Origin of the sequence: Aeromonas sp. R2-4, from assembly GCF_040908365.1 — a bacterium.
Lineage (GTDB): Bacteria > Pseudomonadota > Gammaproteobacteria > Enterobacterales > Aeromonadaceae > Aeromonas > Aeromonas veronii.
The window spans coordinates 1-24,739 of the sequence record NZ_JBFODO010000055.1; the positions used below are offsets into that span (position 1 = coordinate 1).

General features: G+C 59.7%; 22 protein-coding genes and 6 tRNA genes. 12 read left to right on the forward strand and 16 right to left on the reverse strand.

What is annotated here, in order from left to right:
* Positions 1–544: 544 nt before the first annotated feature.
* Positions 545–632: transfer RNA gene (locus tag AB5Z05_RS20380), tRNA-Ser, on the reverse strand.
* Positions 633–829: 197 nt separating this feature from the next.
* On the opposite strand from AB5Z05_RS20380, the gene AB5Z05_RS20385 reads away from it, so the two are divergent.
* Together AB5Z05_RS20385 and AB5Z05_RS20390 are read left to right on the forward strand one after the other, a co-directional pair.
* The gene (locus tag AB5Z05_RS20385) at positions 830–1,579 is read left to right on the forward strand and encodes a DsbA family protein (protein WP_139741511.1); all 750 of its coding nucleotides are present in this window, start codon (positions 830–832) and stop codon (positions 1,577–1,579) included.
* Between the two features lie 296 nt (positions 1,580–1,875).
* On the forward strand, positions 1,876–2,778 hold the full coding sequence (locus tag AB5Z05_RS20390; protein WP_346213300.1) for a sulfite exporter TauE/SafE family protein: 903 nt from the start codon (positions 1,876–1,878) through the stop codon (positions 2,776–2,778).
* Here AB5Z05_RS20390 and AB5Z05_RS20395 read toward each other — a convergent pair.
* Positions 2,693–3,508: a hypothetical protein gene (locus AB5Z05_RS20395; RefSeq protein ID WP_368152884.1), complete on the reverse strand. Its 816-nt coding sequence runs from the start codon at positions 3,506–3,508 to the stop codon at positions 2,693–2,695. The two genes, AB5Z05_RS20390 and AB5Z05_RS20395, sit on opposite strands and share 86 nt — an antisense overlap.
* Before the next feature lie 216 nt (positions 3,509–3,724).
* Positions 3,725–5,011, reverse strand: a complete 1,287-nt coding sequence (hemL, locus tag AB5Z05_RS20400) for a glutamate-1-semialdehyde 2,1-aminomutase (RefSeq protein WP_368152885.1) — start codon at positions 5,009–5,011, stop codon at positions 3,725–3,727.
* Positions 5,012–5,255: 244 nt separating this feature from the next.
* Here hemL and clcA point away from each other — a divergent pair, with 244 nt between their 5' ends.
* The 3 genes from clcA to erpA all read left to right on the forward strand — a co-directional run bounded on the left by clcA (position 5,256) and on the right by erpA (position 7,869).
* Complete coding sequence (clcA, locus tag AB5Z05_RS20405; protein WP_216947906.1) at positions 5,256–6,644, forward strand: H(+)/Cl(-) exchange transporter ClcA; 1,389 nt, start codon at positions 5,256–5,258, stop codon at positions 6,642–6,644.
* Between the two features lie 91 nt (positions 6,645–6,735).
* Positions 6,736–7,431, forward strand: coding sequence for a DUF6776 family protein (locus tag AB5Z05_RS20410; protein ID WP_005343032.1), 696 nt, complete (start codon positions 6,736–6,738; stop codon positions 7,429–7,431).
* An 87-nt stretch (positions 7,432–7,518) separates the two neighbouring features.
* Positions 7,519–7,869 carry an iron-sulfur cluster insertion protein ErpA gene (gene erpA / locus AB5Z05_RS20415; protein WP_005340225.1) on the forward strand — a complete coding sequence of 117 codons (351 nt, stop codon included), beginning with the start codon at positions 7,519–7,521 and terminating at the stop codon, positions 7,867–7,869.
* 138 nt (positions 7,870–8,007) lie between these two features.
* Here erpA and nhaC read toward each other — a convergent pair whose 3' ends face one another.
* Entirely contained in the window at positions 8,008–9,417 is a 1,410-nt protein-coding gene (gene nhaC, locus AB5Z05_RS20420; RefSeq protein WP_005357819.1) for a Na+/H+ antiporter NhaC, read from the reverse strand.
* Positions 9,418–9,718: 301 nt separating this feature from the next.
* Here nhaC and AB5Z05_RS20425 point away from each other — a divergent pair, with 301 nt between their 5' ends.
* On the forward strand, positions 9,719–9,928 hold the full coding sequence (locus AB5Z05_RS20425; RefSeq protein ID WP_005343034.1) for a hypothetical protein: 210 nt from the start codon (positions 9,719–9,721) through the stop codon (positions 9,926–9,928).
* Here AB5Z05_RS20425 and AB5Z05_RS20430 read toward each other — a convergent pair.
* The 9 genes from AB5Z05_RS20430 to rsmC all read right to left on the reverse strand — a co-directional run bounded on the left by AB5Z05_RS20430 (position 9,923) and on the right by rsmC (position 14,924).
* The gene (locus tag AB5Z05_RS20430) at positions 9,923–10,195 is read right to left on the reverse strand and encodes a late competence development ComFB family protein (RefSeq protein ID WP_005343036.1); all 273 of its coding nucleotides are present in this window, start codon (positions 10,193–10,195) and stop codon (positions 9,923–9,925) included. The two genes, AB5Z05_RS20425 and AB5Z05_RS20430, sit on opposite strands and share 6 nt — an antisense overlap.
* Positions 10,196–10,304: 109 nt before the next feature.
* Positions 10,305–10,390: transfer RNA gene (locus AB5Z05_RS20435), tRNA-Leu, on the reverse strand.
* A 71-nt stretch (positions 10,391–10,461) separates the two neighbouring features.
* Positions 10,462–10,547: transfer RNA gene (locus AB5Z05_RS20440), tRNA-Leu, on the reverse strand.
* 46 nt (positions 10,548–10,593) lie between these two features.
* Positions 10,594–10,679, reverse strand: a tRNA-Leu gene (locus AB5Z05_RS20445).
* Positions 10,680–10,723: 44 nt separating this feature from the next.
* Positions 10,724–10,809 (reverse strand) — tRNA-Leu (locus tag AB5Z05_RS20450).
* 53 nt (positions 10,810–10,862) lie between these two features.
* Positions 10,863–10,948 (reverse strand) — tRNA-Leu (locus tag AB5Z05_RS20455).
* 128 nt (positions 10,949–11,076) lie between these two features.
* Complete coding sequence (gene glgA, locus AB5Z05_RS20460) at positions 11,077–12,537, reverse strand: glycogen synthase GlgA (protein WP_368152886.1); 1,461 nt, start codon at positions 12,535–12,537, stop codon at positions 11,077–11,079.
* Entirely contained in the window at positions 12,527–13,744 is a 1,218-nt protein-coding gene (gene glgC / locus AB5Z05_RS20465; RefSeq protein WP_005340236.1) for a glucose-1-phosphate adenylyltransferase, read from the reverse strand. Before glgC ends, glgA begins: the two co-directional genes overlap by 11 nt.
* 151 nt (positions 13,745–13,895) lie before the next feature.
* The gene (gene rsmC, locus AB5Z05_RS20470; protein ID WP_323892841.1) at positions 13,896–14,924 is read right to left on the reverse strand and encodes a 16S rRNA (guanine(1207)-N(2))-methyltransferase RsmC; all 1,029 of its coding nucleotides are present in this window, start codon (positions 14,922–14,924) and stop codon (positions 13,896–13,898) included.
* A gap of 281 nt (positions 14,925–15,205) precedes the next feature.
* On the opposite strand from rsmC, the gene dapA reads away from it, so the two are divergent.
* Positions 15,206–16,078, forward strand: a complete 873-nt coding sequence (gene dapA, locus AB5Z05_RS20475; RefSeq protein ID WP_043820620.1) for a 4-hydroxy-tetrahydrodipicolinate synthase — start codon at positions 15,206–15,208, stop codon at positions 16,076–16,078.
* A gap of 74 nt (positions 16,079–16,152) precedes the next feature.
* Here dapA and AB5Z05_RS20480 read toward each other — a convergent pair whose 3' ends face one another.
* A complete protein-coding gene (locus tag AB5Z05_RS20480; protein ID WP_368152887.1) occupies positions 16,153–17,121 on the reverse strand; it encodes an inorganic triphosphatase in 969 nt (322 codons plus the stop codon).
* 169 nt (positions 17,122–17,290) lie between these two features.
* Here AB5Z05_RS20480 and AB5Z05_RS20485 point away from each other — a divergent pair, with 169 nt between their 5' ends.
* On the forward strand, positions 17,291–17,971 hold the full coding sequence (locus tag AB5Z05_RS20485) for a TIGR00153 family protein (RefSeq protein ID WP_005340244.1): 681 nt from the start codon (positions 17,291–17,293) through the stop codon (positions 17,969–17,971).
* A 25-nt stretch (positions 17,972–17,996) separates the two neighbouring features.
* Positions 17,997–19,262, forward strand: a complete 1,266-nt coding sequence (locus tag AB5Z05_RS20490) for an inorganic phosphate transporter (protein WP_005343043.1) — start codon at positions 17,997–17,999, stop codon at positions 19,260–19,262.
* A 91-nt stretch (positions 19,263–19,353) separates the two neighbouring features.
* Here AB5Z05_RS20490 and AB5Z05_RS20495 read toward each other — a convergent pair whose 3' ends face one another.
* Positions 19,354–21,810 carry a bifunctional aspartate kinase/homoserine dehydrogenase II gene (locus AB5Z05_RS20495; RefSeq protein ID WP_368152888.1) on the reverse strand — a complete coding sequence of 819 codons (2,457 nt, stop codon included), beginning with the start codon at positions 21,808–21,810 and terminating at the stop codon, positions 19,354–19,356.
* Complete coding sequence (gene metB / locus AB5Z05_RS20500) at positions 21,810–22,982, reverse strand: cystathionine gamma-synthase (RefSeq protein WP_139494965.1); 1,173 nt, start codon at positions 22,980–22,982, stop codon at positions 21,810–21,812. The genes AB5Z05_RS20495 and metB overlap by 1 nt, the downstream gene beginning before the upstream one ends.
* 205 nt (positions 22,983–23,187) lie before the next feature.
* On the opposite strand from metB, the gene metJ reads away from it, so the two are divergent.
* The 3 genes from metJ to AB5Z05_RS20515 all read left to right on the forward strand — a co-directional run bounded on the left by metJ (position 23,188) and on the right by AB5Z05_RS20515 (position 24,698).
* Positions 23,188–23,511, forward strand: a complete 324-nt coding sequence (metJ, locus tag AB5Z05_RS20505; RefSeq protein WP_005340251.1) for a met regulon transcriptional regulator MetJ — start codon at positions 23,188–23,190, stop codon at positions 23,509–23,511.
* Between the two features lie 41 nt (positions 23,512–23,552).
* Positions 23,553–24,287 carry a helix-turn-helix domain-containing protein gene (locus AB5Z05_RS20510; protein ID WP_368152889.1) on the forward strand — a complete coding sequence of 245 codons (735 nt, stop codon included), beginning with the start codon at positions 23,553–23,555 and terminating at the stop codon, positions 24,285–24,287.
* Positions 24,288–24,359: 72 nt separating this feature from the next.
* Positions 24,360–24,698: a tRNA-binding protein gene (locus AB5Z05_RS20515; protein ID WP_267512390.1), complete on the forward strand. Its 339-nt coding sequence runs from the start codon at positions 24,360–24,362 to the stop codon at positions 24,696–24,698.
* Positions 24,699–24,739 lie beyond the last annotated feature (41 nt).

Below are 24,739 nucleotides of genomic sequence, written 5' to 3' on the forward strand. Positions count from 1 at the left end.
AGCGCCGATGGTAGTGTGGCATTCGCCATGCGAGAGTAGGACACTGCCAGGCACCCAAGTTAAGAACCCCGCTCATCGAGCGGGGTTTTTTATTGCCTGAAAATCAGCACGCTACCTGATAATTGACCCATCTTATCTCTTCTCCTCTGTTCTTATTGTTACTCGTCGCTATTTTCAGGTTCCACAAATAGTCTGATGTTCCGCTTGGTACTCTTCTTCGCTGAACCGCTGTCGCTTTGTACGGTGGCTCTGGCGTCGTCATATCCCGTGCATCCCATGATCGCCTATACATCATGATCTCTTGCTTTGGGTCTAGGCTTCCTGAGTTAGCCGTCCCCTCTTTTTTAAGCCGCGGCTCCATAGTCCCTGCTTTTCTATGACTGTGTTAACTGGCCCTGACTTTATTTAGAAGAGGGGTTATTGGCGGTAGCAACATGCTGGAGCCGTGGTCGCTGCGTTGGGTCGTTGTTGAGATCTATGAGGAGTGGCAAATTGCAGGCAAATAAAAAGCCCACGCAACATGGTTGCATGGGCTCGGTATGAATGGCGGAGGAGGTGGGATTTGAACCCACGGATGGTCGCCCATCGCCGGTTTTCAAGACCGGTGCATTCAGCCGCTCTGCCACCCCTCCGCAGCAGTGCGGCGAATATTACCATGCTGATCCGGCTTGTAAATCCCTGTCCGGTTTGATTGCTGGTTAATTGCGCGAAATGACATGAAAAAGTGGCAATCAGGGCGCATCAAGCGCTTTTTTGGCCAGATAACTTGACTTGAAAACAGACTCAACCACTATAGTGGCCTCTATCATATCCTCTGCAAGATAACGTTATGACTATTAAAAATGCCCTGTTTTGCGCGCTGGCTGGCGTGACCCTGCTGGCGACGCCGGTACATGCAAGTGAGCTGACCAAAAGCGATGTCGAGCAAATCGTTCGCGACTATCTGGTCAAGAATCCCGAGATCCTGGTCGAGATGTCCAATGCCCTGCGTGCCAAGCAGGAGAGCCAGCAGGCCGAGAGTGACAAGGCGCTGATCAAGGCTCACTCCAAGCAGCTTTATGCCAATCAGGATCCCGAGATGGGGAATCCGAAGGCGTCGCTGACCATTGTGGAGTTTTTCGATTACAACTGCGGTTACTGCAAGCGGGCCCATCCGCTGGTCAAGCAGCTGATGGCGGAAGACAAAGACATCCGGTACATCTACAAGCAGTTCCCCATTCTGAGCGAGTCCTCCTACTTCGCCGCCCGCGCTGCGCTGGCGGTGCAACTGGGTCAGCCTGACAAGTACCAGGCGTTCCACGAGAGGCTCTATACCCATCAGGGCCCGCTCGCTGATGAAGCACAGGTCAAGCAGTTGGCTGTGGCGGCCGGTGTGGACTGGAGCAAGGTGGAGGCCAAGATCAAGGATGGCAGCATTGACCAGAACCTCGGTACCAACCGTGCGCTGGCTGAAGCGCTCGGTATCTCCGGTACCCCGGCCTTCATCATCGGTGATCAGATCCTGCGCGGTGCCCCCCGTGATTTGGCCAGCCTGAAGGGGTTTATCAAGGACGTGCGCGCCGGCAAGAGCATTCAATAAGCGGTTGTTATGGTCGAGGGCCCAGCGCCTCGGTCAGAAATAGAAAGAGGGTCGGTATCACTACCGGCCCTCTTTTTTATTATGTCCTTTGGCACAAGTGGTCGTCGCGAAAGGACCATAACAACGTGCTCAGGACCCGGCCTGTTGGCCTCAGTAACAAGTATTAGCAGAGTCGTTCGGAGTCTATTGATAAATATTTCGCCTCGCAGAGGCGTGTCGTGAGCATTGCTTAATTCCGGTCAAGATTTTTTCTGCTGCTTGCCTTAGAATCGCCGCCCGTTGCAGGAGAAACCCCTATGTTAGTTGATATTTTGCGGCTGGTTTTTATAGCCGGAGGCCTCGTATTCATCTTTATGCTGGTACAAGCCTGCTGGCGGAAGAAGCAGAGTGGATCCTTTGAGACGACCCCCTTCTGGCCGGTGGCGTTGATCGGTGGGGTTGCCAACTTCCTCGATACCCTGGGGGTGGGCAGCTTTGCGGTAAAGACCGCCTGCTACAAGCAGTTCAAGCTGATCGATGATCGGGTGCTGCCGGGTACCCTAAATGGGCAGTGCGTGCTGCCAACCGTGACTCAGTCGCTGATCTTCGTCGGCGCAGTCGCAGTGGAGCCGCTGACGCTGATCAGCATGATGATGGCCGCCGCAGCGGGCGCTGCCTGGGGCGCTCGTCATGTGGCCTCGTTTGATCGGCAGACCATCCGGTTGGTGATGGCTATCTCCTTACTGGTCGTCGCAGGGCTTATCTTTGCCGGTCTGCTGGGGCTTTTCCCTGTAGGCGGCGATGCGATGGGGCTTAGCGGCTACAAGTTGGCGATCGCCCTGCTTGGCAACTTCATCTTCGGGGTATTGATGAATGTCGGTATCGGCCTGTTTGCCCCCTGCATGACGCTGGTTTATCTGCTGGGGATGAACCCGCTGGCGGCATTTCCCATCATGATGGGCTCCACCGCCGTGCTTAGCGTCTTCTCCGCAGGCACCTTTATCCGCAAAGGGGCGTTTGATGCCAAGGCGGTGCTGGCGGTAGCCATCTTCGGTCCCATCGGTGTGGTGCTGGCCGCCATGCTGGTCAAATCCATGGATATGGAGATGCTGAAGTGGCTGGTTGCCTTTATCGTCATCTATACCTCTTGGACCATGTACGCCTCCTGGCGGGCGACGCGTCGCTCCCCTGTGCAGTTGACGGTGGAGAGCGCAGGCTAGCCTGTACCAGTGCCGCTTCGGCCTTGGCCCCCAGAAAGACATAGAGGCCAAGCGCCAGCAGCAAACCCACCGCACACCCCATCACCCCGACCGCAGGCCAGAGCAGCTCGCTCTGGCCGAGCGAACCCTTGAACAGCAGCAACAGTCCCTCGATGGAGACCGCGATCAGAATGGCGGCGATAAAGCGGGTGATGGTGCGGCGAATGGCGCTGTGGCGGAAGATATCCTTATGCAGCAGTACCTCCTCTTCCAGAATGGTCTTGCCCAGATCGAACACCGCCAGTGCCAGCGTCAGGAAGATAATGGCGCTAAAGGCGCCGAGCTGGTTCTGCTGCTCGCCGCACAACAGCTGGTAGAGCTGCTCCAGCCCGTGCCAGATCAGGGTGGCGACGATGAGAAACAGCGCCATGCTGAGCACCACATAGACCGCCTTGAACCAGGGCATGGCGCGGCGGCGCTCCCTGTCCCCCATCAACCAGCCAATCAGCTGATTCAGACAGACGGTGATCTCCCGTCCTTGCCCCTGCACGATAAGGTGCAACCGGTTATGGGCGGCCGGTGCCGCAGGCTGGATGCACATCGGCCCCTGATAATGGTCAATGCTGACGATAAAGGGATACCCCTTGAGCGAGACAAGGGGGGCGCTGAGCAGCCCCTGCAGTAGCGGGGTCAACTCCTCCTGATACTCCTGATAGCGCCGCAGCACATCGATGGGGCTCATCTCTGCCATATGGACCTCGGTGACGTGGGCTCTGTTGCGGATGTGCAAATAGTGGGCCTGCTTTATGACAGGGATGGCGGAGCAGGTTGCACCAGAGGATGACAAAGCGACGGATGACGAGGGGGGAATGCACCAGAACTGGGCGTATTGCCGCCCTGCGTGATGATGGAGGCACTTCGATAGAAAAGGGCCCATGACGGGCCCTTTGCGACAACCGGCGGCGATTTAGCCTGCCAGCTTGGCGAAGCTGCGCTCGGCGGCAGCCAGGGTGTGTTCAATCTCCTTGTCGCCATGAGCCAGCGACAGGAAGCCCGCCTCGTAGGCGCTCGGTGCCAGATAGACACCCTCTTCCAGCATCAGGTGGTAGAAGCGCTTGAAGCGTTCCATGTCGCAGCGAGTGACCTGCTCGTAGCGGGTAATTTCTGGTTCGTCGGTGAAGAAGAAGCCGAACATGCCGCCCACATAGTTGATGGCGAGCGGAATGCCATGCTTGGCCGCGGCCGCTTTCAGCCCTTCTGCAACCCGTGCAGTCTTGGCGCTCAGTTGCTCATAGAGGCCCGGCTCCAGCAGCAAGTCCAGCATGGTCAGACCGGCCGCCATGGCCACTGGGTTGCCGGAGAGAGTACCCGCCTGATAGACAGGGCCAGTCGGGGCGATGTGCTGCATCACCTTCTTCTTGCCGCCGAAGGCGCCCACCGGCATGCCAGCACCGATGATCTTGCCAAGGGTGGTGAGATCCGGGTCGATGTTGTAGTGGCCCTGAGCGCCGCGCAGGGAGACGCGGAAGCCGGTCATCACCTCGTCCAGGATCAGCAGAGCGCCGAACTCGTCACAGATGGCGCGCAGCCCTTCCAGGAAGCCCGGGACCGGCGGGATGCAGTTCATGTTGCCAGCGACCGGCTCGACGATGATACAGGCGATCTCGTTGCCGTACTGGGTGAAGGCTTCACGCACCGAATCCAGATCGTTGAAGACGCAGGTCAGGGTGTGTTTGGCGAAATCGGCCGGTACGCCCGGGCTGTTGGGTTGGCCCAGGGTCAGGGCGCCGGAACCGGCTTTGACCAGCAGGGAGTCGGCGTGGCCGTGGTAGCAGCCCTCGAATTTGACGATCTTGTCGCGGCCGGTGTAGCCACGGGCCAGACGGATGGCGCTCATGGTGGCTTCGGTGCCGGAGTTGACCATCCGCACCTGCTCCATGGAGGGGACGATCTGGCGCACTTTCTCGGCCATCAGCACTTCGATCTCGGTCGGTGCGCCGTAGCTCAGCCCTTTTTCCACCGCCTTGATGACGGCGGCCTTGATGGCCGGGTGGTTGTGACCCAGTAGCATGGGCCCCCAGGAGCCGATGTAATCCACGTAGGCCTGACCATCCACATCATAGAGATAGGCGCCATCGGCGTGATCGATGAAGCGGGGCGTGCCGCCGACCCCATTGAAGGCGCGGACCGGTGAGTTGACGCCGCCCGGAATGGTCTGGCGGGCCTGTTCAAACAGCTGATCTGATTTTGACATGGATCATCCTTAATGGGATTTTGGTCGTCACACAAGGGATTGCAGCCGATTGAGACTCGGCAGGCCGGAGCATCAGGAGTATGCTTTGCGCTCTCGCCACCCGGACTCTCGGTCTGCTCCCGTGACAAAAATTTAACGGGCCGACTATAGCAGAAAGCCCCAGCCCTGGGCAGCCGAGCAACGCGCCGGGTGATCCTGATCTCAGCTAGCTGACGATATGGTTTTTCCAAGTTGGTGTAACAAGATGGCGCAACAAGCTCTCTCCTCTGAAGCCGATACCTCTGCGCGGGGGCCGCTTTCCCGCATTATCCGGCAAGACAAGATGCCCTTGCTGGTGCTGCTGCTAGCGGCGCTGGTCGGCACCCTGGCCGGACTGGTGTGCGGCCTGTTCGAATCAGGAGTCCACTGGCTGGCAGAACAACGTATCGCCTTGCTGGCAGACCGTCCCTGGTGGCAGCTCGGTCTGCTTGGCTTTGGCTTCAGCGCCTTGCTGGGATTTGTCGGCTACTTCCTCACTCATACCTTTGCCCCGGAAGCGGGCGGCTCCGGCATTCCCGAGATCGAGGGGGCGATGGACGAGCTGCGCCCGGTGCGGTGGTGGCGAGTGTTGCCGGTCAAGTTCTTCGGCGGCATCTGTACCCTGAGCTCCGGTATGGTGCTGGGGCGGGAGGGGCCTTCGGTACAGATCGGCGGCAACCTCGGCAAGATGGTGGCGGATATCTTCCGGTTGCCCAAGGAGCATGGTCACGCCCTGTTGGCCGCCGGTGCGGCGGGCGGTCTGGCGGCAGCCTTCAATGCGCCGCTGGCAGGTATCCTGTTCGTGATGGAGGAGATGCGACCGCAGTTTCGCTACTCCTTTCTGGCCATCAAGGCGGTGGGGATCTCCGCCATCATGGCGACCTTGATGTTGCAGAACATGAAAGGGCAGGGGGCGGTGATCACCTTGCCTCACTACGATGCGCCAGCCCTCAAGGCGCTCTGGCTGTTCCTTTTTATGGGAGCCACCTTCGGGGTGCTCGGTTTTGTCTTCAACAAGTTGGTGCTGGCCTGTCAGGATGGCTATCTGGCGTTGCACCAGAACAAGCGCCACCGTTTTGTGGCCATCGGCATGCTGGTCGCCGGAACGTTTGGCGTGCTGTCGCTGTTTGCTCCCGCGGTGACGGGGGGCGGCACCGAGCTTATTCCCCATCTGATGGGGGATGAGTATGCGATGGCGACCCTGTTCCTCATCTTTTCGGTGCGGCTGGTCGCGACCCTCATCTGCTTCTGCTCCGGTGCCCCGGGCGGGGTGTTTGCGCCGACCCTGGCATTGGGCACCCTGTTTGGCGTGGTGTTCGGCCATCTGTTTCATGCGGCGTTTCCGGAGCTTGGCATCGAGCCCGGCGCCTTTGCCATCGCCGGAATGGGGGCGCTGTTTGCTGCCACCGTGCGTGCCCCTATCACCGGTATCGTGCTGGTCACCGAGATGACCGACAACTATCAGCTGATCCTGCCGATGATGATTACCACGGTCGGGGCGACTCTGGTTGCCCAGTGGCTGGGTGGCCGGCCCATCTATTCCCAGATCCTGGAGCGAACTTTACGGCTCGCTGCGCGTCAAAAGCGAGGTGATGGCAGCGCCACGGCCAGTTAATTTTTCCCTTTATCGCCTTTGGCCCCGGTCAGGGCGGTATAGTGAAGGGAGAGGCGCTGCCGTAAATGGCGTAATAACGGGATGAGGGGCTATGTCCAATCTATTGAAGTTATTGGTCGTGTTAGCCGTTGGCGGGCTCATCGGTTACTTTGTCGGGAACCGTCAGGAGCTGGCCCAGAGCAGTCTGTTGGTGGTACAGCAGGAGACGCTGGATCGTCAGGGCAAGGCCATCGGCCAGCTCAAGACCGAATTGGGGGTGAAAGATACCCAGCTGGCGACCCAGAAAGCGGCCTTTGAGCAGTTGCAGACCACCCTGAAGAGTCAGGAGGCGCAGGTGCAGGAGCTCAAGCGCCAGCTGGCCTTTTTCGAGCGGATCATGCGCCCCACCGGCGAACAGGTGGGGGTGGTGATCGACAACCTGACTCTGCAGGAGACCAGCATTCCCGGTCGTTACCACTACCGTCTCGCCCTGACCCAGCCCGCCAAGAAGCGGGAGCTGTTTCGTGGTCAGGTGCAGATCCGGGTCGAGGGGAGCCTGGCTGACAAGCCGAAGACGCTGACCGGTCGCGATCTCGGAATGAAGGTGAGCGAGTGGCGTTATGCCCTGCGTTATTTCCAGTTGCTGGAAGGGAATTGGCAGTTGCCGGAAGGCTTTGTGCCGGATCGGATCCGTGTCACCATCAACAAGGATGGCAGGCAACCGGCGCAAGAGCTGCTGGTTGAGTGGGGCGAGGTGATCAAGCCGCTGGTCGCCGCACCGCCTGCTCCGGTTCCCGCGGCCGGTTAAACGTGGTGAATACTTGAACTGAATGGTCGGGTATTGGATAATTTCGCGGTTTCCATGTTTGTGGATCTAATGGTTGTGAGGTCAGTAATGAGTGCAGTAGCAGAAGCCCCGCTGCCCATCCAGATGACGGATGCGGCGGCCAACAAGGTGAAGAACCTGATCACCGAGGAAGAGAATCCCGAGCTGAAGCTGCGGGTATACATCACGGGTGGGGGCTGCTCCGGTTTCCAGTATGGCTTTACCTTTGATGAGAAGATCAACGACGGGGACACCGTAGTCGAGAAGAATGGCGTCACCATGGTGATCGATCCCATGAGCCTGCAGTATCTGGTAGGCGGCAGTGTGGATTACACCGAGGGTCTGGAAGGTTCACGCTTCACCGTGACCAACCCCAATGCCACCACGACCTGTGGCTGTGGCTCCAGCTTCTCCATCTGATCGGCGTATCGGTCTGATGAAACGGCTCTCGGCAACGAGGGCTGTTTTTGTTTGTGGTGCTCAGTGTGCTCCATCAAACAGCATTTCTCTGAAACAACAAAGGCGCCTCGATGGCGCCTTTTTTGTTTGCAGAATGGCTTAGCGGGAGCTTGCCGCCGCGACCAGCGGGATCCGGTTCACTGCCTTGCCCATGTAGGCGAGGGTGATGGTCACAATGATGCAGGTGAAGCTCAGCCACATGTAAGGCAGGTAGTCGAGGGTTGCCACCCCCAGCACCCCGGCCATGAAGATGCCGTTGTCGCTCCAGGGCACCATGCCGCAGGTGAGGGTGCCGCCAAACTCGGCGTTGCGAGAGAGGTTCTTGCGTGCCAGTCCCAGTCGGTCGTAGTTCTTGGCCATGATCTTGGGGGTCAGGATCAGCGACACATACATGGCCGATCCAAACACGTTGGCCAGAAACGCAGTGCCGATGGTGTGGCTGGTCAGGCTGCCGACGCTGTTGATGCGCTTCTCGAAGGCGCTGGCGATCACTTCCAGAATGCCGACCTTCTCCAGCAGGCCGCCAAACCCGAGACCGAAGATGATGACCGCGACCGAGCCCAGCATGGACTCCATGCCGCCGCGACCGAGAATGTTGTCGATAAAGTCGATGCCGGAGGTGATGGCAAACGGACTATAAGCCGAGTGCATCGCCTTGACCGGATCCATGCCCTGGAAGGCGATGGCCCAGATCAGGCCCAGCAGGGCGCCGAAGCTGATCACCGGGAAGGCGGGCTTGCGATTGGCCAACAGCCCCAGCACCAGCACCACCGGCACTATGGCCAGCGGGGTGATATTGAACTGGTTGTCGAGAGCCTCCATCACCAGATTGACCTGCTCCAGGCTGACATTACCCGAATACTGCATACCCACCACGGTGAACAGCACGGCGGTGATGACATAGGAGAGCAGGCTGATAGGCAGCATCCCCTTGATATGCTCCACCACGTCGACGTTGGACATGGTCGAAGCCAGCACTACTGAGTCGGAGAGCGGAGAGAGCTTGTCACCGAAGTAGACGCCGGAGAGCACGGCACCGGCTACCAGCGGCGCAGGCACGCCGAGACTGTGGCCGATCCCCATCATGGCGATACCGGCGGTGGCGGCAGAGCCCCAGGAGGTGCCGGTGGCCAGCGAGGTCAGGGAGCAGATGATCAGGGTTGCCAGCAGGAAGATGGACGGGTGGATCACCTTGAGGCCGAAGTAGATGATGCTGGGGACTATGCCGCCAGCAATCCAGGTGCCGACCAGGGCACCGACGGAGACCAGGATCAGGATGGCCCCCATTCCCTTGGCAACGCCGTCAACGGCTGCCTGTTCCAGGGATTTGTAATCGTGGCCGAGTTTGATGCCAAGCCCCATGATGACGAACCAGGCGATGAACAACGCCAGCTGGATCGGCAGATCGAGCACGCTGGTGAACGAGAATGCCAGGGCCAGGAAAATGGCCAGACAGGCAAACACCTGTGCCATGCCCGGTAGTCGGATGTGGTTTTGTTGGTTTTGCATAGATACTTCCTAAACTCTTGCTCGCCAAGGTCACTCCCTCTCGTCCTGTGGATACATCGATCCCGAGGAGGCAACCCAAAAAGAGGCCGCAATCTACCACAAACCCGGCGGGTTAAAGCCCCATCAAATTGGCAAAAATGCACATTTGATTGAAAAAATCACAAATTAGTTGATCTCATAACCCGTTTTTGAGCGGCCTGTTGACACAAAGGGTCACATACGAAGCTTGCCTGTGACGCCACTTGCATCCCCAGTAGATGAAGATGATAATTATTATCAATTGTTGATTGGGGAGAAAATAATGCGCTGGATATTGCGGGGGATGATGTTGCTGGTGGCGGTGGCCGTACTCGCATGGGGTCAGGATAAAGAGTACGGCACCTGGAGTGTAGGTTTTCTGCTGGCTGCCTGGGTGATGCTGGAGCCCGGATTGCGGCCCGCCTTGATCTTGCTGCCAGTGGCCGGGTTGACCGGCATCGTTACCCTGCTCTGGCAGCAGCCCTGGTTATGAGCTTTTGACGGGAGCCTGCTTGATCTTCTGCTGTGCCACCTTGAGCGATTCGACCACCAGCTTCTCCATTTCGGTGCGCTTGGCGTCGGTCAGGAAGTAGATCATGTCGACATTGTGGCGAATATAGTGGGCCGGAAGCTGGTTGAGGGTGAGGCAGCAGAGGTCGGCCATCTGATCGCTGTTGAGCTTTTGCTGCAGCCCCTGTTTCTCAATCTCCTTGAGCACCAGATGTTCGTAAAAGTTGTGAATGTCGGTATCCAGTATCATATGCGTTCCTTGGCATGACGATGAGCGGTGAGTCGTCAAAAGCATAGCCATAACAAGGAGTAAAAACAAAAGGCCCATCACTTTCGTGATGGGCCTTTTGCGTAATGAATGGTGCGAAGAGAGGGACTCGAACCCTCACATCCGTGGGACACTAACACCTGAAGCTAGCGCGTCTACCAATTCCGCCACCTTCGCACACTGATTTTCTCCAGCTGGTTTTTAAATGCGGTTGGAGCGCATTGCTCTGTGTTTACATGTCAGAATCATGGTGCGAAGAGAGGGACTCGAACCCTCACACCCGGGGGGCACTAACACCTGAAGCTAGCGCGTCTACCAATTCCGCCACCTTCGCACATTCGGGTTTCCAGTCTGGATTTACATGCTGTCTGGATAAAGCATGGTGCGAAGAGAGGGACTCGAACCCTCACATCCGTGGGACACTAACACCTGAAGCTAGCGCGTCTACCAATTCCGCCACCTTCGCACATTGTGTTACCAGTTTTGATTTACATGCTGTCTGGAGAAGCATGGTGCGAAGAGAGGGACTCGAACCCTCACACCCGGGGGGCACTAACACCTGAAGCTAGCGCGTCTACCAATTCCGCCACCTTCGCACATTCGGGTTTTCTAGTTGGATTTACATGCTGCTGAATCAGCATGGCAGTATTGGTGCGAAGAGAGGGACTCGAACCCTCACATCCGTGGGACACTAACACCTGAAGCTAGCGCGTCTACCAATTCCGCCACCTTCGCATCACTGCGGAGGGGGATTCTATAGAGTTTTGGGGGAGCGTCAACAGCCAAAGGGGACTTTTTTCGCTGTTGACGCCCAAAGTGGCGCCAAGGGTACAAAACTTCAGCAATCAGCTGACGTTTGGCGTTCAGTAACGGCCCAATGCGCTCTGATACATCCGTTCATACTGGGTGACCGAGTCAGGCCAGTTGAAGCGGGTGCTCATGGCATTGCGCTGCACCTTGGTAAAACGCTCTTTGTCCTGCAGGAAATAGAGCAGGCTGCGGCGCATGGTATCGAGCAGGATGGCGGCAGTCGGATCGTTGAAGCAGAAGCCGGTGGCATGCTCGGGATCCGCATCCCAATCCACCACGGTATCTTTCAGACCACCCACGGCTCGCACCAGTGGCAGGGTGCCATAGGCGAGACTGTACATCTGGTTGAGGCCGCAAGGCTCGAACAGAGAGGGCATCAGGAAGAAGTCGGCACCGGCTTCGACCAGATGAGCCAGCCGATCGTCATAGGTGTTGATGAAGGCGAGCTTGCCCGGATAATCCCGGGCCATGGTTTGCAGTTGCGTGGCGAGCGCTGGATCGCCAGAGCCGACGATCACCACTTGTACCTGATGGTGGAGGAATTTCTCCAGCGCAGGAAGCAGCAGGGGAACGCCCTTCTGCTCGGTCAGGCGGCAAACCATGCCGTAGATGGGCAAGTCCGCCACGGCCAGCCCCGCCTCCTGTTGCAGGCTCTCTTTGCAGAGCTGTTTGCCAGCCATGTTGTCGATGCTGTAGGTCGCAGGCAGGAATTCGTCGAACTCAGGATCCCAGTCCTTGTAGTCGCAGCCGTTGAGGATGCCGCAGAGATCCGCCGCCCGTTGCTGGAAGATATGCGCCATGCCGTGGGCGCCGAGGTGAGTCAGCAGCTCCTGGGCATAGTTGGGGCTGACCGCATTGATCTTGTCGGCGTAGAGCACCCCGCATTTGAGCAGATTGACGTGGCCGTAGTCGTAGTTGATGCGGCGTTCGTAGTCGGCGATCTCGGGCATGGCCCAGAACTGCTCGCGGCCAAACACCCCCTGAAACGCCGCGTTGTGAATGCTGATCACGCTGCGGGTCTGCTGGAAGAAGGGGTTGTGGGCGTGACGGGTTTTCAGCAGCAGTGGCAGCAGGCCGGTGTGCCAGTCATTGCAGTGGGCGATATCCGGGGCAAAGCCGAGCTGCTCGCAGGCATGGAGGGCCGCGGCCGAGAAGAAGGCAAAGCGCTCGCCATTATCCGGATAGGCCTGATTGTTCTCGGCGTAGAGCTGGGGACGATCGAAATATTGCGGGCAGTCGAGCAGATAGACGCAGACGCCATCCAGCTCCATCTGGTAGATGCGATAACCGATATCCGGCAGCCCGGGGTGGGTTGGCAGCCAGCGTGACGCAACCAGTCTGGCCTCATCCCGTCGCTTTATCGTCTTGTAGAAGGGCAACATGATCCTGACATCATGTCCCTTCTGGGCCAGGTACATCGGCAGGGCTCTGGCGACATCGGCCAGGCCCCCGGTTTTGACCAGCCCCTCAACTTCCGAGGCAACAAACAGGATTTTCAGTGGGTTAATAGCCAACTCTTGCTCCCTTAGGTACCACCACGATACCGCCTTCGGATACGGTAAATCGCTCTCTATCGTGGTCCAGATTTTCACCGATAACGGTGCCTGGCGCAATTTCAACGTTTTTATCAATGATGGCGCGCCGGATGGAGCACCCTTCGCCAATCTTCACATCCCCCAGCAACACGGATTCACTGATATGGCTGCACGCGCCGATATTGCAGCGGAAACCAAGGATGGATCGCTGGATCTGGCTGCCCTGAATGAAGCAACCGGCGGAGATCAGCGAGTTGGCGATCTTCACCTTGCACTCGTCGCTGTCGATGAAGGTGGCCGGTGGCAGTGCCGGATAGTGGGTGTGCAGGGGCCACTTGCGGTTATAGAGGGAGAAGGGGGGATTGTCGGCCACCAGGTCCATGTGCGCTTGCCAATAAGAGTCGAGGGTGCCCACATCCCGCCAGTAGACGTGCGGTTTCTCGCCGGGGATGACGTTGGTGCTGTAGTCATAGACATAGACGGGGGCACGTGGGTAGAGGCTCGGGATCACATCCTTGCCAAAGTCGTGGCTGGAGTTCTCCTCGGCGGCATCCCGCTTCAACTCGCGGCAGAGGGCATCGGTCTCGAAGATGTAGTTGCCCATGGAGACCAGCGCCTGGGTCGGATCGCCGGGAATGTGCTTGGGCTGCTTCGGCTTTTCCTGAAAGCCGATCATCCGCCCTTCGGTATCCACCTCGATCACCCCGAAGGCGCTCGCCTCTTCGATGGGCATGCGCAGGGCCGCGACCGTCATGGCGGCGTTCTTCTGCTTGTGGAAGGTGACCATCTGGCTCACATCCATCTTGTAGATGTGGTCGGAGCCGAAGATGCAGACGTGATCCGGTTCGGCCCGCTCGATAAAGCCGAGGTTTTGGTAAATGGCGTCGGCGGTGCCGTCATACCAGCGTTTGCCCATTCGCATCTGGGCCGGGATGGGATCGATAAAGCGGTCGGTGATGCCGACGATATTCCACCCCTTCTTCATGTGCAGGTAGAGGGACTGTGATTTGAATTGGGTCAGTACATAGATGCGCAGAAAGTCGGCGTTGACGAAGTTGTTGAGGACAAAGTCGATCAGCCGGTAGCTGCCACCGAAGGGGACGGAAGGCTTGCTGCGGGTGGTGGTCAGAGGCTGCAGGCGAGTACCTTCGCCACCAGCCAGGATCATGGTCAAAATGCCTGCCATCGTATTTCTCTCCCTGAATGAACAACATGAAAAGGTTTTCAATGTTCGGTATAAAAACACCCCTAAAGGGGTGGTTTTTATCGTGTGCTTAATACCTTATCAGATGCCGGATGGCGCTCTCTAGCTGTTTTATTGTGCAGCTTACACTTATTTACATTTTGCTCAGATAGACCTTGAATTTGGCATCACTGCTGATCACTTCAGTCCGTTTGAAGTGTGTCTCCAGTATAGGCTGGTAGCGCAAGAAGGCGTTGGCAACAATGGTCAGCGAACCATTTGGCAGCAAAAATTCAGGTGCCTTGGCCAGGAACTGCTCGGTCGCCGCATAGAAGGTTTTGAGACCCGCATGGAATGGCGGGTTGGAGACGATGTGCTGGAAACGGGTGGAGATATCCGAATAGACATCGGAAGCGGTGACCTTGCCCTGCAGACCGTTGATCGCCAGGGTGCGGCGGCTCGATTCGAGCGCCAGCGCGCTGATATCCACCATGTTGACCCGCAGATCCGGATTGCGCTTGGCCAGCACGGACCCAATTACCCCGGCGCCGCAGCCGAAATCGAGCAATTCGCCCGTCATCGGTGGCACGGCGGCCAGCAGCATCTGGGTGCCGAGATCCAGCTCGGCGGCGCTGAAGACGCCGGGCAGTGCCAGCACGGTCAGCTCGGTATCACCGGCCTTGCACTGGTAGCGGCCAAACCAGCTATCCAGATCGAACGGGGCGACCGGTTTGCTCAGCTCGCCATGATAGAGCGAGCAGCGGCGCGCCGAGTCACGTTTGATCGGCTTTTCGCCATAGGGGGCCAGTAGCTTGTCGGCGCCATTGATGCCGCCGCGGTTTTCACCGGCGAGGAACAGATCGGCACCCGCTTCCAGCAAGGGGGTCATCATGGCCAGCAGATATTGTGCCTCAGCCTTGGCCTTGGGCATCAGCAGCAACAGGGCATCGAAGCGGGGGGCGCCACCGAGCTGGTGGTCGAACAGGATAGCCTCGCCGAGGGCGGCCTGCTGGCTGCGGTAGTAGCAGTAATCGGTGGTAAAGACGGTCAGGGTCCGGGCCAGGCTCGCCAGCTGGCGGGGGTAGTCATCCTCCAGCGCGCCACAGACAAGTAGCCGCTTGCCGACAAAGAGGGCTTGGTTTCGTTCCAGCATCTGGCTGACGGCGCTGATAGGGCTGCTCATCGGGTCTCTCCACGCAATTTTGGGCGGCCATTATACATAGCCCCTTTCGCCTTGACATTTATGCCGTGTTCCCGAAATATGCCCAGACACCATTTTTTGACCAGAGATGACGAAATGCGGTTCAACGGGTTGAAACGAAAGCACAAAAAAAGCCTGAAATTCGGGCCTGCCGACGTTCGCGCGTAACCTCTCATCCCTGAGAAGCTTCAAACCCCGGTTGCGCACATCGTACCGGGGTTTTTTTATTGCCATATGCGCGTCATTTAGGAGAAGGAGATCCCATGTTTCAAGGTTCAATCGTTGCGTTGATCACCCCGTTTCGACAGGGAAAGCTGGATGAAGAGGCGCTGCTGCGTCTGGTGGAGTGGCATATCGAGCAGGGCACTCACGGCATTGTGCCGGTGGGCACCACGGGGGAAAGTCCGACCCTGACCCATGACGAGCACTGCCGGGTGGTGGAGCTGGTGGTCAAGCAGGTCGCTGGTCGCATTCCGGTGATTGCCGGAGCGGGTTCCAACAATCCGGTCGAAGCCATCGAGTACACCCTCCATGCCGAGCGGGTGGGGGCCGATGCCACCCTGCATGTGGCAGGTTACTACAACCGTCCCAATCAGGAGGGGCTCTACCACCACTTCAAGGCGGTACACGATGCCACCGCCAAGCCGATCATCGTCTACAACATCCCGCCGCGCGCCATCGTCGACGTGCAGCCCGCGACCCTGGCCCGTCTGGCCGAGCTGCCGCGCATTGCCGGGGTGAAAGATGCCACCGGCGATCTGGCGCGCCCCTGGACCGAGCGCCAGCTGATCAAAAAGCCCTTCGCCTGGCTCTCCGGTGAGGATGCCACTGCGGTTGCTTACAACATCGGCGGCGGTCAGGGCTGTATCTCGGTGACTGCCAACGTGGCCCCCAAGCTGGTAGCCGAGGTGCAGAACCTCACGCTGGCGGGCAAGTGGCAAGAAGCACGCGAACTGCAAGACAAGCTGATTCCGCTTCATCAGGCGATGTTTGCCGAGCCGAGCCCGGCCGGTGCCAAATATGCCGCTTCCCTGCTCGGTTTCTGCAGCGAGGAGTGTCGCCTGCCGGTGATGCCGCTGTCGGAAGCGACCCGCGAGCGCATTCGCAGCGCCATGCAGCAGCTCAACCTGCTGTAATGCAAAACGGGTGAGCCAAGGCTCACCCGTTTTGTTTTCGGCTTTTCTGGCCTTTATTTACGATATCGCCCTACTCAGGCTGCGTGATGCAGCCATGCGGCGATGGCCAGCTGCAACTCGACATACGCCGGATAGAGGAAGAGATCGGCCAGTTCGGCAGGCCACTCGTTTTGCTCGCCCGACTGGGCTTGCAGATCGGCTTGCAGGTTGGTCAATGCTGGCAGCCAAGGTGCGGGTTGTGGCAGCGCGGCCGCACTGCGGGCGACCAGATCGATCCCCTGGCACAGGGCCGCGAGTGCCTGCTGTTGAGCATCTTCATCCTGCGGATGCTCCAGCCAGAGCTGCTCGTGATGCTGCCAGTGACGCAGCCCTTCGCTTACCCTCGTTATGCCATCCATACCTTCATGTTCGACCAGCGCCTGCAGAGCCAGCGGTTTGCCGAGCCCGGCCAGTCGATAGCCGCGCTGGGCCTTGGATTGGGCGCCAAGGCGCAGCCCGCCGATCCTGGCAAGGCGCCGGGCCAGTGCAAACAGCGCCGCGGTAGCGCCTGATTTGAGCTCCAGTTCCAGCTCGTTGATGGTGGTGTTGCCCTGACTGCCGACTATCTCTCCCTGATCCCAGGCCAGCTCAATCTCGGCCCCCTCGAAGACGATCAGCCAGTGGCGGCGCAGGAAGTCGGTGCGAAACTGGGCGACCAGCTGCTGCTGAATGTGGTCACGCTCGGTCAGGGTCGGCCAAATTTCATCGGGAAAGGCCGAGAGGGTCGGCAGATCGCCGCTGACAGGGGCGTTGTACTCGGGTCTGGCGTGCAGGCCGCCCACCACCTGGCCGCGGCATTTGATGGTTTGTTCGGCGAAGGCGTCGCAGCGGCGAATGCGCAACCCCATATCCAGTTGGCGCAGAGCCAAGGTCGGCGTATCGAAATAGACGTTGCCGAGCTGCTGTTGTGACGATTCTTTAATCTCAAGAGAATTCAGCAGGTTGGATAACTCGGGTTGAATGTCGCTGGCGACAAAAAACTTTATCTCGATCTCAGTTTGCATAGTCATTCCGGGCTGGCAGGCAACTTTGGGGGGCAGGATTCGGGTCGCGGGGATATAATGCCCGCGAGACGACTAGATTAATTCGCGGTTTAATTGAGGGCGCAGTTCGGTTACCATGCGCGCCTCATAAAATCGTATCGAGTGTTTTTTCACCGACACAGGTTTGGCCATGCCAGTAAATACTATTTTGGGGCTTTTTGCCAAGTCCCCCATCAAGCCGCTGCAGAAGCATATCGTCAAGGTTCACCAGTGCTCTCAGCAGTTGGTTCCCTTCTTTGACGCCGTTGCCGAAGACCGTTGGGAAGATGCCGAGAAGATCCGGCAGCAGATCGCCCAACTGGAAAAAGAGGCAGATACCCTCAAGCGTGAAATCCGTCTGAAACTGCCTCGCGGCCTGTTCCTGCCGGTTGCACGTACCGACCTGCTGGAGCTGTTGACCCAGCAAGACAAGATTGCCAACCGTGCCAAGGATATCTCCGGCCGCATGCTTGGTCGTCGCATGGAGTTCCCCGCCGAAATGCGGACGGATTTCATGGCTTACCTCAAACGTTGTATTGATGCGACCGCTCAGGCCGAGAAAGCGATCGGGGAGCTCGATGAGCTGCTCGAGACCGGCTTCAAAGGACGGGAAGTGGAAATGGTTGCCGAGATGATCCACCAGCTGGATCTGATCGAGGACGATACAGACACCATGCAGATCGGACTGCGCCAACAGCTGCAAGCGGTTGAGCACAATTACAATCCGATCGATGTGATGTTCCTTTACAAGATCCTCGAATGGGTAGGTGACCTGGCAGATCAGGCCGAGCGCGTAGGCGCCCGTCTGGAACTGATGCTGGCTCGTTCGTAATCGACTGACTGGGTAAACACTACTAATGGACATTATCGCGAATTACGGCACCACTCTGGTGCTCGTGGCGGCCTTGTTCGGCTTTTTGATGGCTTGGGGCATTGGCGCGAATGACGTAGCCAACGCCATGGGGACATCGGTCGGCACCAAATCCCTGACCATCCGTCAGGCGATCATCATTGCCATGATCTTCGAGTTTGCCGGCGCCTATCTGGCCGGTGGCGAAGTGACGGCCACCATCCGTAACGGCATCATCGACAGCAATGCGTTTGTCGATAGCCCGGACCTGCTGGTGCTCGGCATGATCGCCTCCCTGCTGGCGGCAGGCGCCTGGTTGATCCTCGCCTCCTACTTCGGCTGGCCTGTCTCGACCACTCACTCCATCATCGGCGCCATCGTCGGTTTCGCTGTGGTGAGCATTGGCCCGGAAGCGGTGCAGTGGAGCAAGTTTGGCGGCATCGTCGGCTCCTGGGTCATCACCCCGGCCATCTCAGGTGTGATCGCCTACTTCATGTTCATCAGCGTGCAGAAGCTTATCTTCAACACCGATGATCCCCTGAACAACGCCAAGCGCTATGTGCCGTTCTACATGTTCCTGACTGCGCTGGTGATCTGTCTGGTGACCATCAAGAAGGGGCTGACCCACGTCGGTCTGCACCTGAGCGATGGCGAGGGCATTCTGCTTTCCATCGCCATCTCCATCGCAGTGGCGTTTGCCGGCTGGATCTACATTCGCGGTCAGAAGTACAACCCGCAGGATGACAGCAAGATGCACTTCGCCAACGTGGAGAAGGTGTTCGGCATCCTGATGGTGATCACTGCCTGTGCCATGGCCTTTGCCCACGGCTCCAACGACGTGGCCAACGCTATTGGCCCGCTCTCTGCGGTGGCCTCTATCGTGGCTTCCGGTGGCGAGATTTCCAGTCAGGCTGCCATCGCCTGGTGGATCCTGCCCCTTGGCGGTATCGGTATCGTGATCGGTCTGGCGACCATGGGCGAGAAGGTGATGGCGACGGTCGGTACCGGCATCACTCACCTGACCCCGAGCCGTGGTTTTGCTGCCCAGCTGGCGACTGCCGCGACCGTAGTGATTGCCTCCGGCACCGGTCTGCCCATCTCCACCACCCAGACCCTGGTTGGTGCTGTGATGGGGGTCGGTCTGGCGCGCGGCATTGCGGCGCTGAACCTGGGGGTACTGCGCAACATCGTGGTCTCCTGGATCATCACCCTGCCTGCCGGTGCCATTCTGGCTATCGCCATCTTCTACGTGCTGCAGGCCTGCTTCTCCTAATCGAAGCGGCATTCAGCAAAAAGCCCGAGTCATCGACTCGGGCTTTTTTATTGTGCGCGGGAGAGCGGTGCTGCTCCCTTTGCAATCTGCCTTAGAGGCTGGCGCAGATCTGCCACAGATCGTACTGGATAGCGGCGGCGGTCACTTCCCGACCTGCCCCCGGCCCCTGGATCACCAGCGGGTTGGTGCGATAGCTGTCGCTCTCGATGGCGAAGATGTTGTCGCACGGCAAGAGGTTGGCAAACGGGTGGTGGGGCTCCAGCGCCTCCAGTCCGACCCGCGCCTTGCCGTCATGCTCGAAGCGGGCCACGTAGCGCAGTACCTTGCCGAGGCGCTTGGCCCCTTCGAAGGCGGTCTGGATCGGGCCATCCAGCTCTTTCAGTCTGTCCATGAACTGATCGGCGGTCACCTTGCGCAGCGTGACGGGCACCAGATTCTCCAGCTCGATATCGGCGGAGTCGAGCTCGAAGCCCGCTTCCCGCGCCAGAATAAGCAGCTTGCGCCGCACATCCTGACCGGAGAGATCTTCGCGGGGATCCGGTTCGGTCAGACCGTGCTGCCACGCCTCGTCCACCAGCTCGGAGAAGGGGCGGGTGCCGTCATACTGCTGGAACAGCCAGGAGAGGGTGCCGGAGAAGATGCCGGAGACCCCCTGAATGCGGTCGCCGCTCTGGCGCAGCATCTGGATGCTGGACTGGATTGGCAGCCCGGCGCCCACGGTGGCGTTGTAGCGCCACTGCACCTGATGGTCACGGCAGGTCTGTTTGATGCGCTGGTAGAACTCGCTGTCGGCGGCACCGGCAAACTTGTTGGCGGCGATGATATGAATGCCGAGCTGGGCAAAATCCGGATAGTAGCGGCTCACCGTTTCGCTGGCGGTCATGTCCAGCGCAATCAGCGCATCGAAGCCGTGCTGCTCAAGCTGGGAGAGCAACTCCGGCCAGATCAGCGGTTTGGGGTTGAAGTTGTCCTGTACCTTGAGGGGGTTGAGCCCCTCTTCATCGAGCAGGCCCCCTTCCGAGCTGAATACCCCGTAGAGGGTGAGCGCCAGATTGAGCTCATGTTCCAGCCGTGCCTTTTCACGGGCGTAGAGGCTGAGCCAGTGGCCGCCGATATTGCCCTTGCCGAATACCACCAGTCCGACCCGGGTCGGGCGGCTGAACAGGGCGCTGTGCAGGGCGATGAGCAGCGGCTCCAGCACTACCTGACGCAGCACGGCCACCAGACTCAGGCCATCTCGGGCCACCTGTACGAACTCCAGCGGTTGATCTGCCAGCAGCTGATAGAAGCGGTGACACTGCTCCGCGTTGTCGGTGACCCCGGCACCGACCAGCGCCACCAGACTGTACCCCTCTTTCTGGATGAGGCCAGTGAAGCTCCCTTGCAGCTGGAAGTCGCGCAGCAGCTCGAAGGCGCCTTGTGCCACCTCGAGGGTGTAGGCGAGGCGCAGGATCCGGCGATCCGGCTGGCGCTGCAGGGTGAGCGGGTTGAGGCGGTGACGGGCCAGATGGGCCTCGATGGTGGCCACCGTCTGCTCATAGTTGGTCTGCGGCAGCACCTTCAGCTCGATGAGGGCGATCTGATCCACCGAGGAGACGATGCGGGCGCCACCGGAGCGGGGGGCGCGGCGCAGGATATGGGTGCAGCCCTCGTCCGGGTTGTAGCTGCAGCGCAAAGTGAGGCGCTGGCGGCTGTCGGCCACCGGTTGCAAGGTGCGCGAGTGCAGCACCGAGGAGCCAAGACGGGCCAGCTCGTTGGCTTCCGCGAGGCTCAGGCGCTCCAGCAGACGCGCTTCTTTCACCCGACGCGGGTCGGCGCTGTAGACCCCGGCCACGTCGCTCCAGATGGTGGTGGATTCGCCGTCCGCCAGCAGCGCCAACAGGCTGGCGCTGTAGTCGGATCCATTGCGACCGAGCAGCAGGGAGCGCCCCTCCATGTCGGCGGCGATAAAGCCGGTTACCACGATGCGACCGGCATGCTCCGCCAGTCGCGCCTTGAGCAGTTCGCTGGAGAGGGCGGTATCTACCTTGACCAGAGCGCCATCCTCGGCGCGCAGGAAACTGCGGGCATCGAGCCAGATAGCGTTGTCGCCTCGGCTGGTGAGCAGGGCCGCCAGCAGGCGCGCCGACCACACTTCGCCAAAGGCGAGCAAGCCGTTGCGGGCGAAGCGGTCAAACTGCCCCTCCAGCGTTTTGGCTATCAGCTGCATGTCGTCGGCCAGCTGCTTGCTCAGATCGCGCTGCAGTTCACCCTCCAGCAGGCCGTCGATCAGGCTCTGCTGATAGGCCTGCAGGGCCGAGATGGCTTCACCGGCGGCTTCGTCCCCCGCTTCGGCCAGCTCCACCAGCTGGATCAGCCGGTTGGTGGTCTTGCCGGCGGCGGAGACCACGATCAGTTCATCCCCGCCCACCTGTTGTTCAACGATACTGGCGACCCGGCGATAACAGACCGGATCCGCCAGACTGCTGCCACCAAATTTGTGGACGTGACGTCGCTTCAATCCTGCTTCTGTGGCCACCGCGATCTCTCCTTGTTGCTGCTGTTCCATTACTTCGCTACCTGTTCTGCCTGCTGCGCCTGTTCAAAAGCCTGAGCCAGATCGGCCACCAGGTCTTCACCGTGTTCAATACCGACCGACAACCGCAGCAGCTGGGCGCTGATGCCTGCTGCCTGCTGCGCCGCCGGGGTCATGGCCCTGTGGGTCATGCTGGCCGGATGGGCCACCAGACTCTCCACCCCGCCGAGGGACTCGGCCACCGAGAAGAGGGTGAGGGCCGCGAGGAAGGCGCGAATGCCCGCCTCGCTGCAATCGAGTTCAAAACTTAGCATGGCGCCGAAGCCGGACTGTTGACGGCGCGCAATATCGTGGCCCGGATGGCTCGACAGGCTGGGGTGATAGATGCGTTTCACCAGCGGCTGCTGTTGCAGGAAGGCGAGGATGCGGTCGGTGTTCTCCTGATGGGTGCGCAATCTGGGCGCCAGAGTGCGCAGGCCGCGCAGGGTGAGGTAGGAGTCGAACGCCCCGGAGGTGAGCCCCAGACAGTTGGCCCACCACACCAGCGACTCGGCCAGTGCTGCCTCCTTGGCAATCGCCACTCCGCCCACCACGTCGGAGTGACCGTTGATGTACTTGGTGGTGGAGTGCACCACCACGTCGGCACCAAGTGCGAGCGGCTGTTGCAGCAGGGGGGAGAGGAAGGTGTTGTCCACCACCACCTGTGCACCCACCTCGTGGGCGGCGCTGGCAATGGCGCTGATATCCACCACCCGCAGCAGCGGGTTGGAGGGGGTCTCGACCCATACCAGCGCAGGCTTTTGCGCCAGTGCGGCGGCCAGTGCGGCCTCGTCACCCTGATCGACAAACTGCACCCGGTAGTGGCCCTTGGCCGCCAGATACTCAAACAGACGCCAGGTGCCGCCGTAGCAGTCGTGGGGGGCGAGCAGCAGATCCCCCGCCTTGAGCAGTGCAGTGGTGACCAGATGGACGGCCCCCATGCCGGTGCCGGTGACCACGGCGCCAGCGCCCCCTTCCAGCGCCGCCAGCGCGTCCGCCAGATTGGTGCGGGTCGGATTGCCGGAGCGGGCATAATCGTATTGACGGGGTTCGCCAAAGTCGGCAAAGGTGTAGTTGCTGGAGAGGTAGATGGGGGGCACCACTGCACCGTGTTGCTGGTCTGTCTCAATCCCGGTGCGAACTGCCAGGGTGGCCTTGTGGGTCATATCACTCTCCTTGATGTCTCTTTACACGCCGGCATCATGCTGCCACGCGCCATCCCGCCATTGCGGGCTCATGGTCAACCACACTACGCCAGCTTAAAAAAGCCGTCAACACTTCTAGACGTCTAAATGGCTTTGCTGTTGGATTGCCATTAATTTCCTTAAGGGTTAAAATCCGCGCTCACGGCTAAATGAGAACAGGTGAGTCATGGGAACAGAGTGGAACGGCGACTACGTCAGCCCCTACGCGGAACACGGTAAGAAGAGCGAACAGGTCAAGAAGATTACCGTCTCGATCCCGCTCAAGGTGTTGAAAGTGTTGACCGATGAGCGCACCCGCCGTCAGGTGAACAACCTGCGTCATGCGACCAACAGCGAGCTGCTCTGTGAAGCCTTCCTGCACGCTTTCACCGGCCAGCCGCTCCCTTGCGACGAAGATTTGCGCAAGGATCAACCGGACAGCGTCCCGGCCGAAGCGCGCGCCATCATGGAAGCGCTGGGCAAAGAGATCGAAGATTTCGACAAGGAATAACCCCTGATGACGCGGCCCTGGCCGCGTCATTGCTATCTGCCATGTCCCGATTCAGCCTGCGCCACTATCACCACCACGTCTGCAGCCATAGTCACGACTTTGCCCAGCTGGTGATCCCCCTCGACGGCCCCCTCGAGATTGAGGTGCAGGGCCGGGGGCGCCGGCTTGCCCCCGGTTCTGCCTGCATCATCGCTCCCGGCGAGCGGCACGATTATGCCGCCGATCCGGCGCTTTCGTTTCTGGTGCAGGAGAGCGACTCGCTGCCCGGCGATCTGGCGGCCCGCCCCTTTATCGAGCTGGATGAACCCCAGCGTCACTACCTCGCTTTTCTGCACCGCATGGTGGCCGAGGGGCGGCAGGTGGCGGGCATGGAGCAGGTGTGGCTCTCCCTGCTGGCGGAAGGGCAGGGGATGCAGAGCGCAGCCACCCCGCGTCTTGCCGCTCGCATCCTCAAGGTGCAGCGCCATATCGAGGCCAATCTCGCCGCCCCGCTGACCAATCAGCAACTCGCCGCCATCGCCTGCCTTGGCCAGAGCCAGTTCAAGCTCGCCTTTCGCCAACAACTGGGGGTGAGCGTCTCCCACTACATTCGCAGTCGGCGCATGGCGCTGGCGCGCACCCTGCTTGCCGGCACGCAGCTGCCCGTTGGCGAGATTGCCAGCCGCTGCGGCTACCAGAATCAGGGGGCCTTCGGCGAGCGCTTCCTGAGTGAGACCGGGCTCACTCCGTCCCTCTGGCGCCAGCAAAACGGCCGCCTGCCGCAACGAAACGGCTGATCGCCGAAGACGGGATGCTCTATTTGGGCCATGCTGCGGGTCATGCAAGGTGCACGATAAACAGGAGCCGAAATGGAGACGATTAGCTGGCAGGATTTCGAGGTGGTGGAGCTCCGGGTGGGCACCCTGGTGCGGGTCGAGCCGTTCCCCGAGGCGCGCAAACCGGCCTACAAGGTGTGGGCGGATTTTGGCCCCGAACTGGGGATACGAAAGAGCAGTGCCCAGATCACCGCCCTCTACCAGCCAGAGCAGCTGGTGGGCCGCCAGATCATCGCCGTAGTCAACTTCCCGACCAAACAGATAGGGCCGTTTCAGTCTGAATTTCTGCTGACCGGTTTCTACCGGCCGGATGGCGCCGTAGTGATGGCTATCCCCGAGCAAGCGGTGGAGAACGGCGCCAAGCTGGGCTGAGTTCACACCCGAACAGAGACAAGAGAGGCGACCCCGGGGTC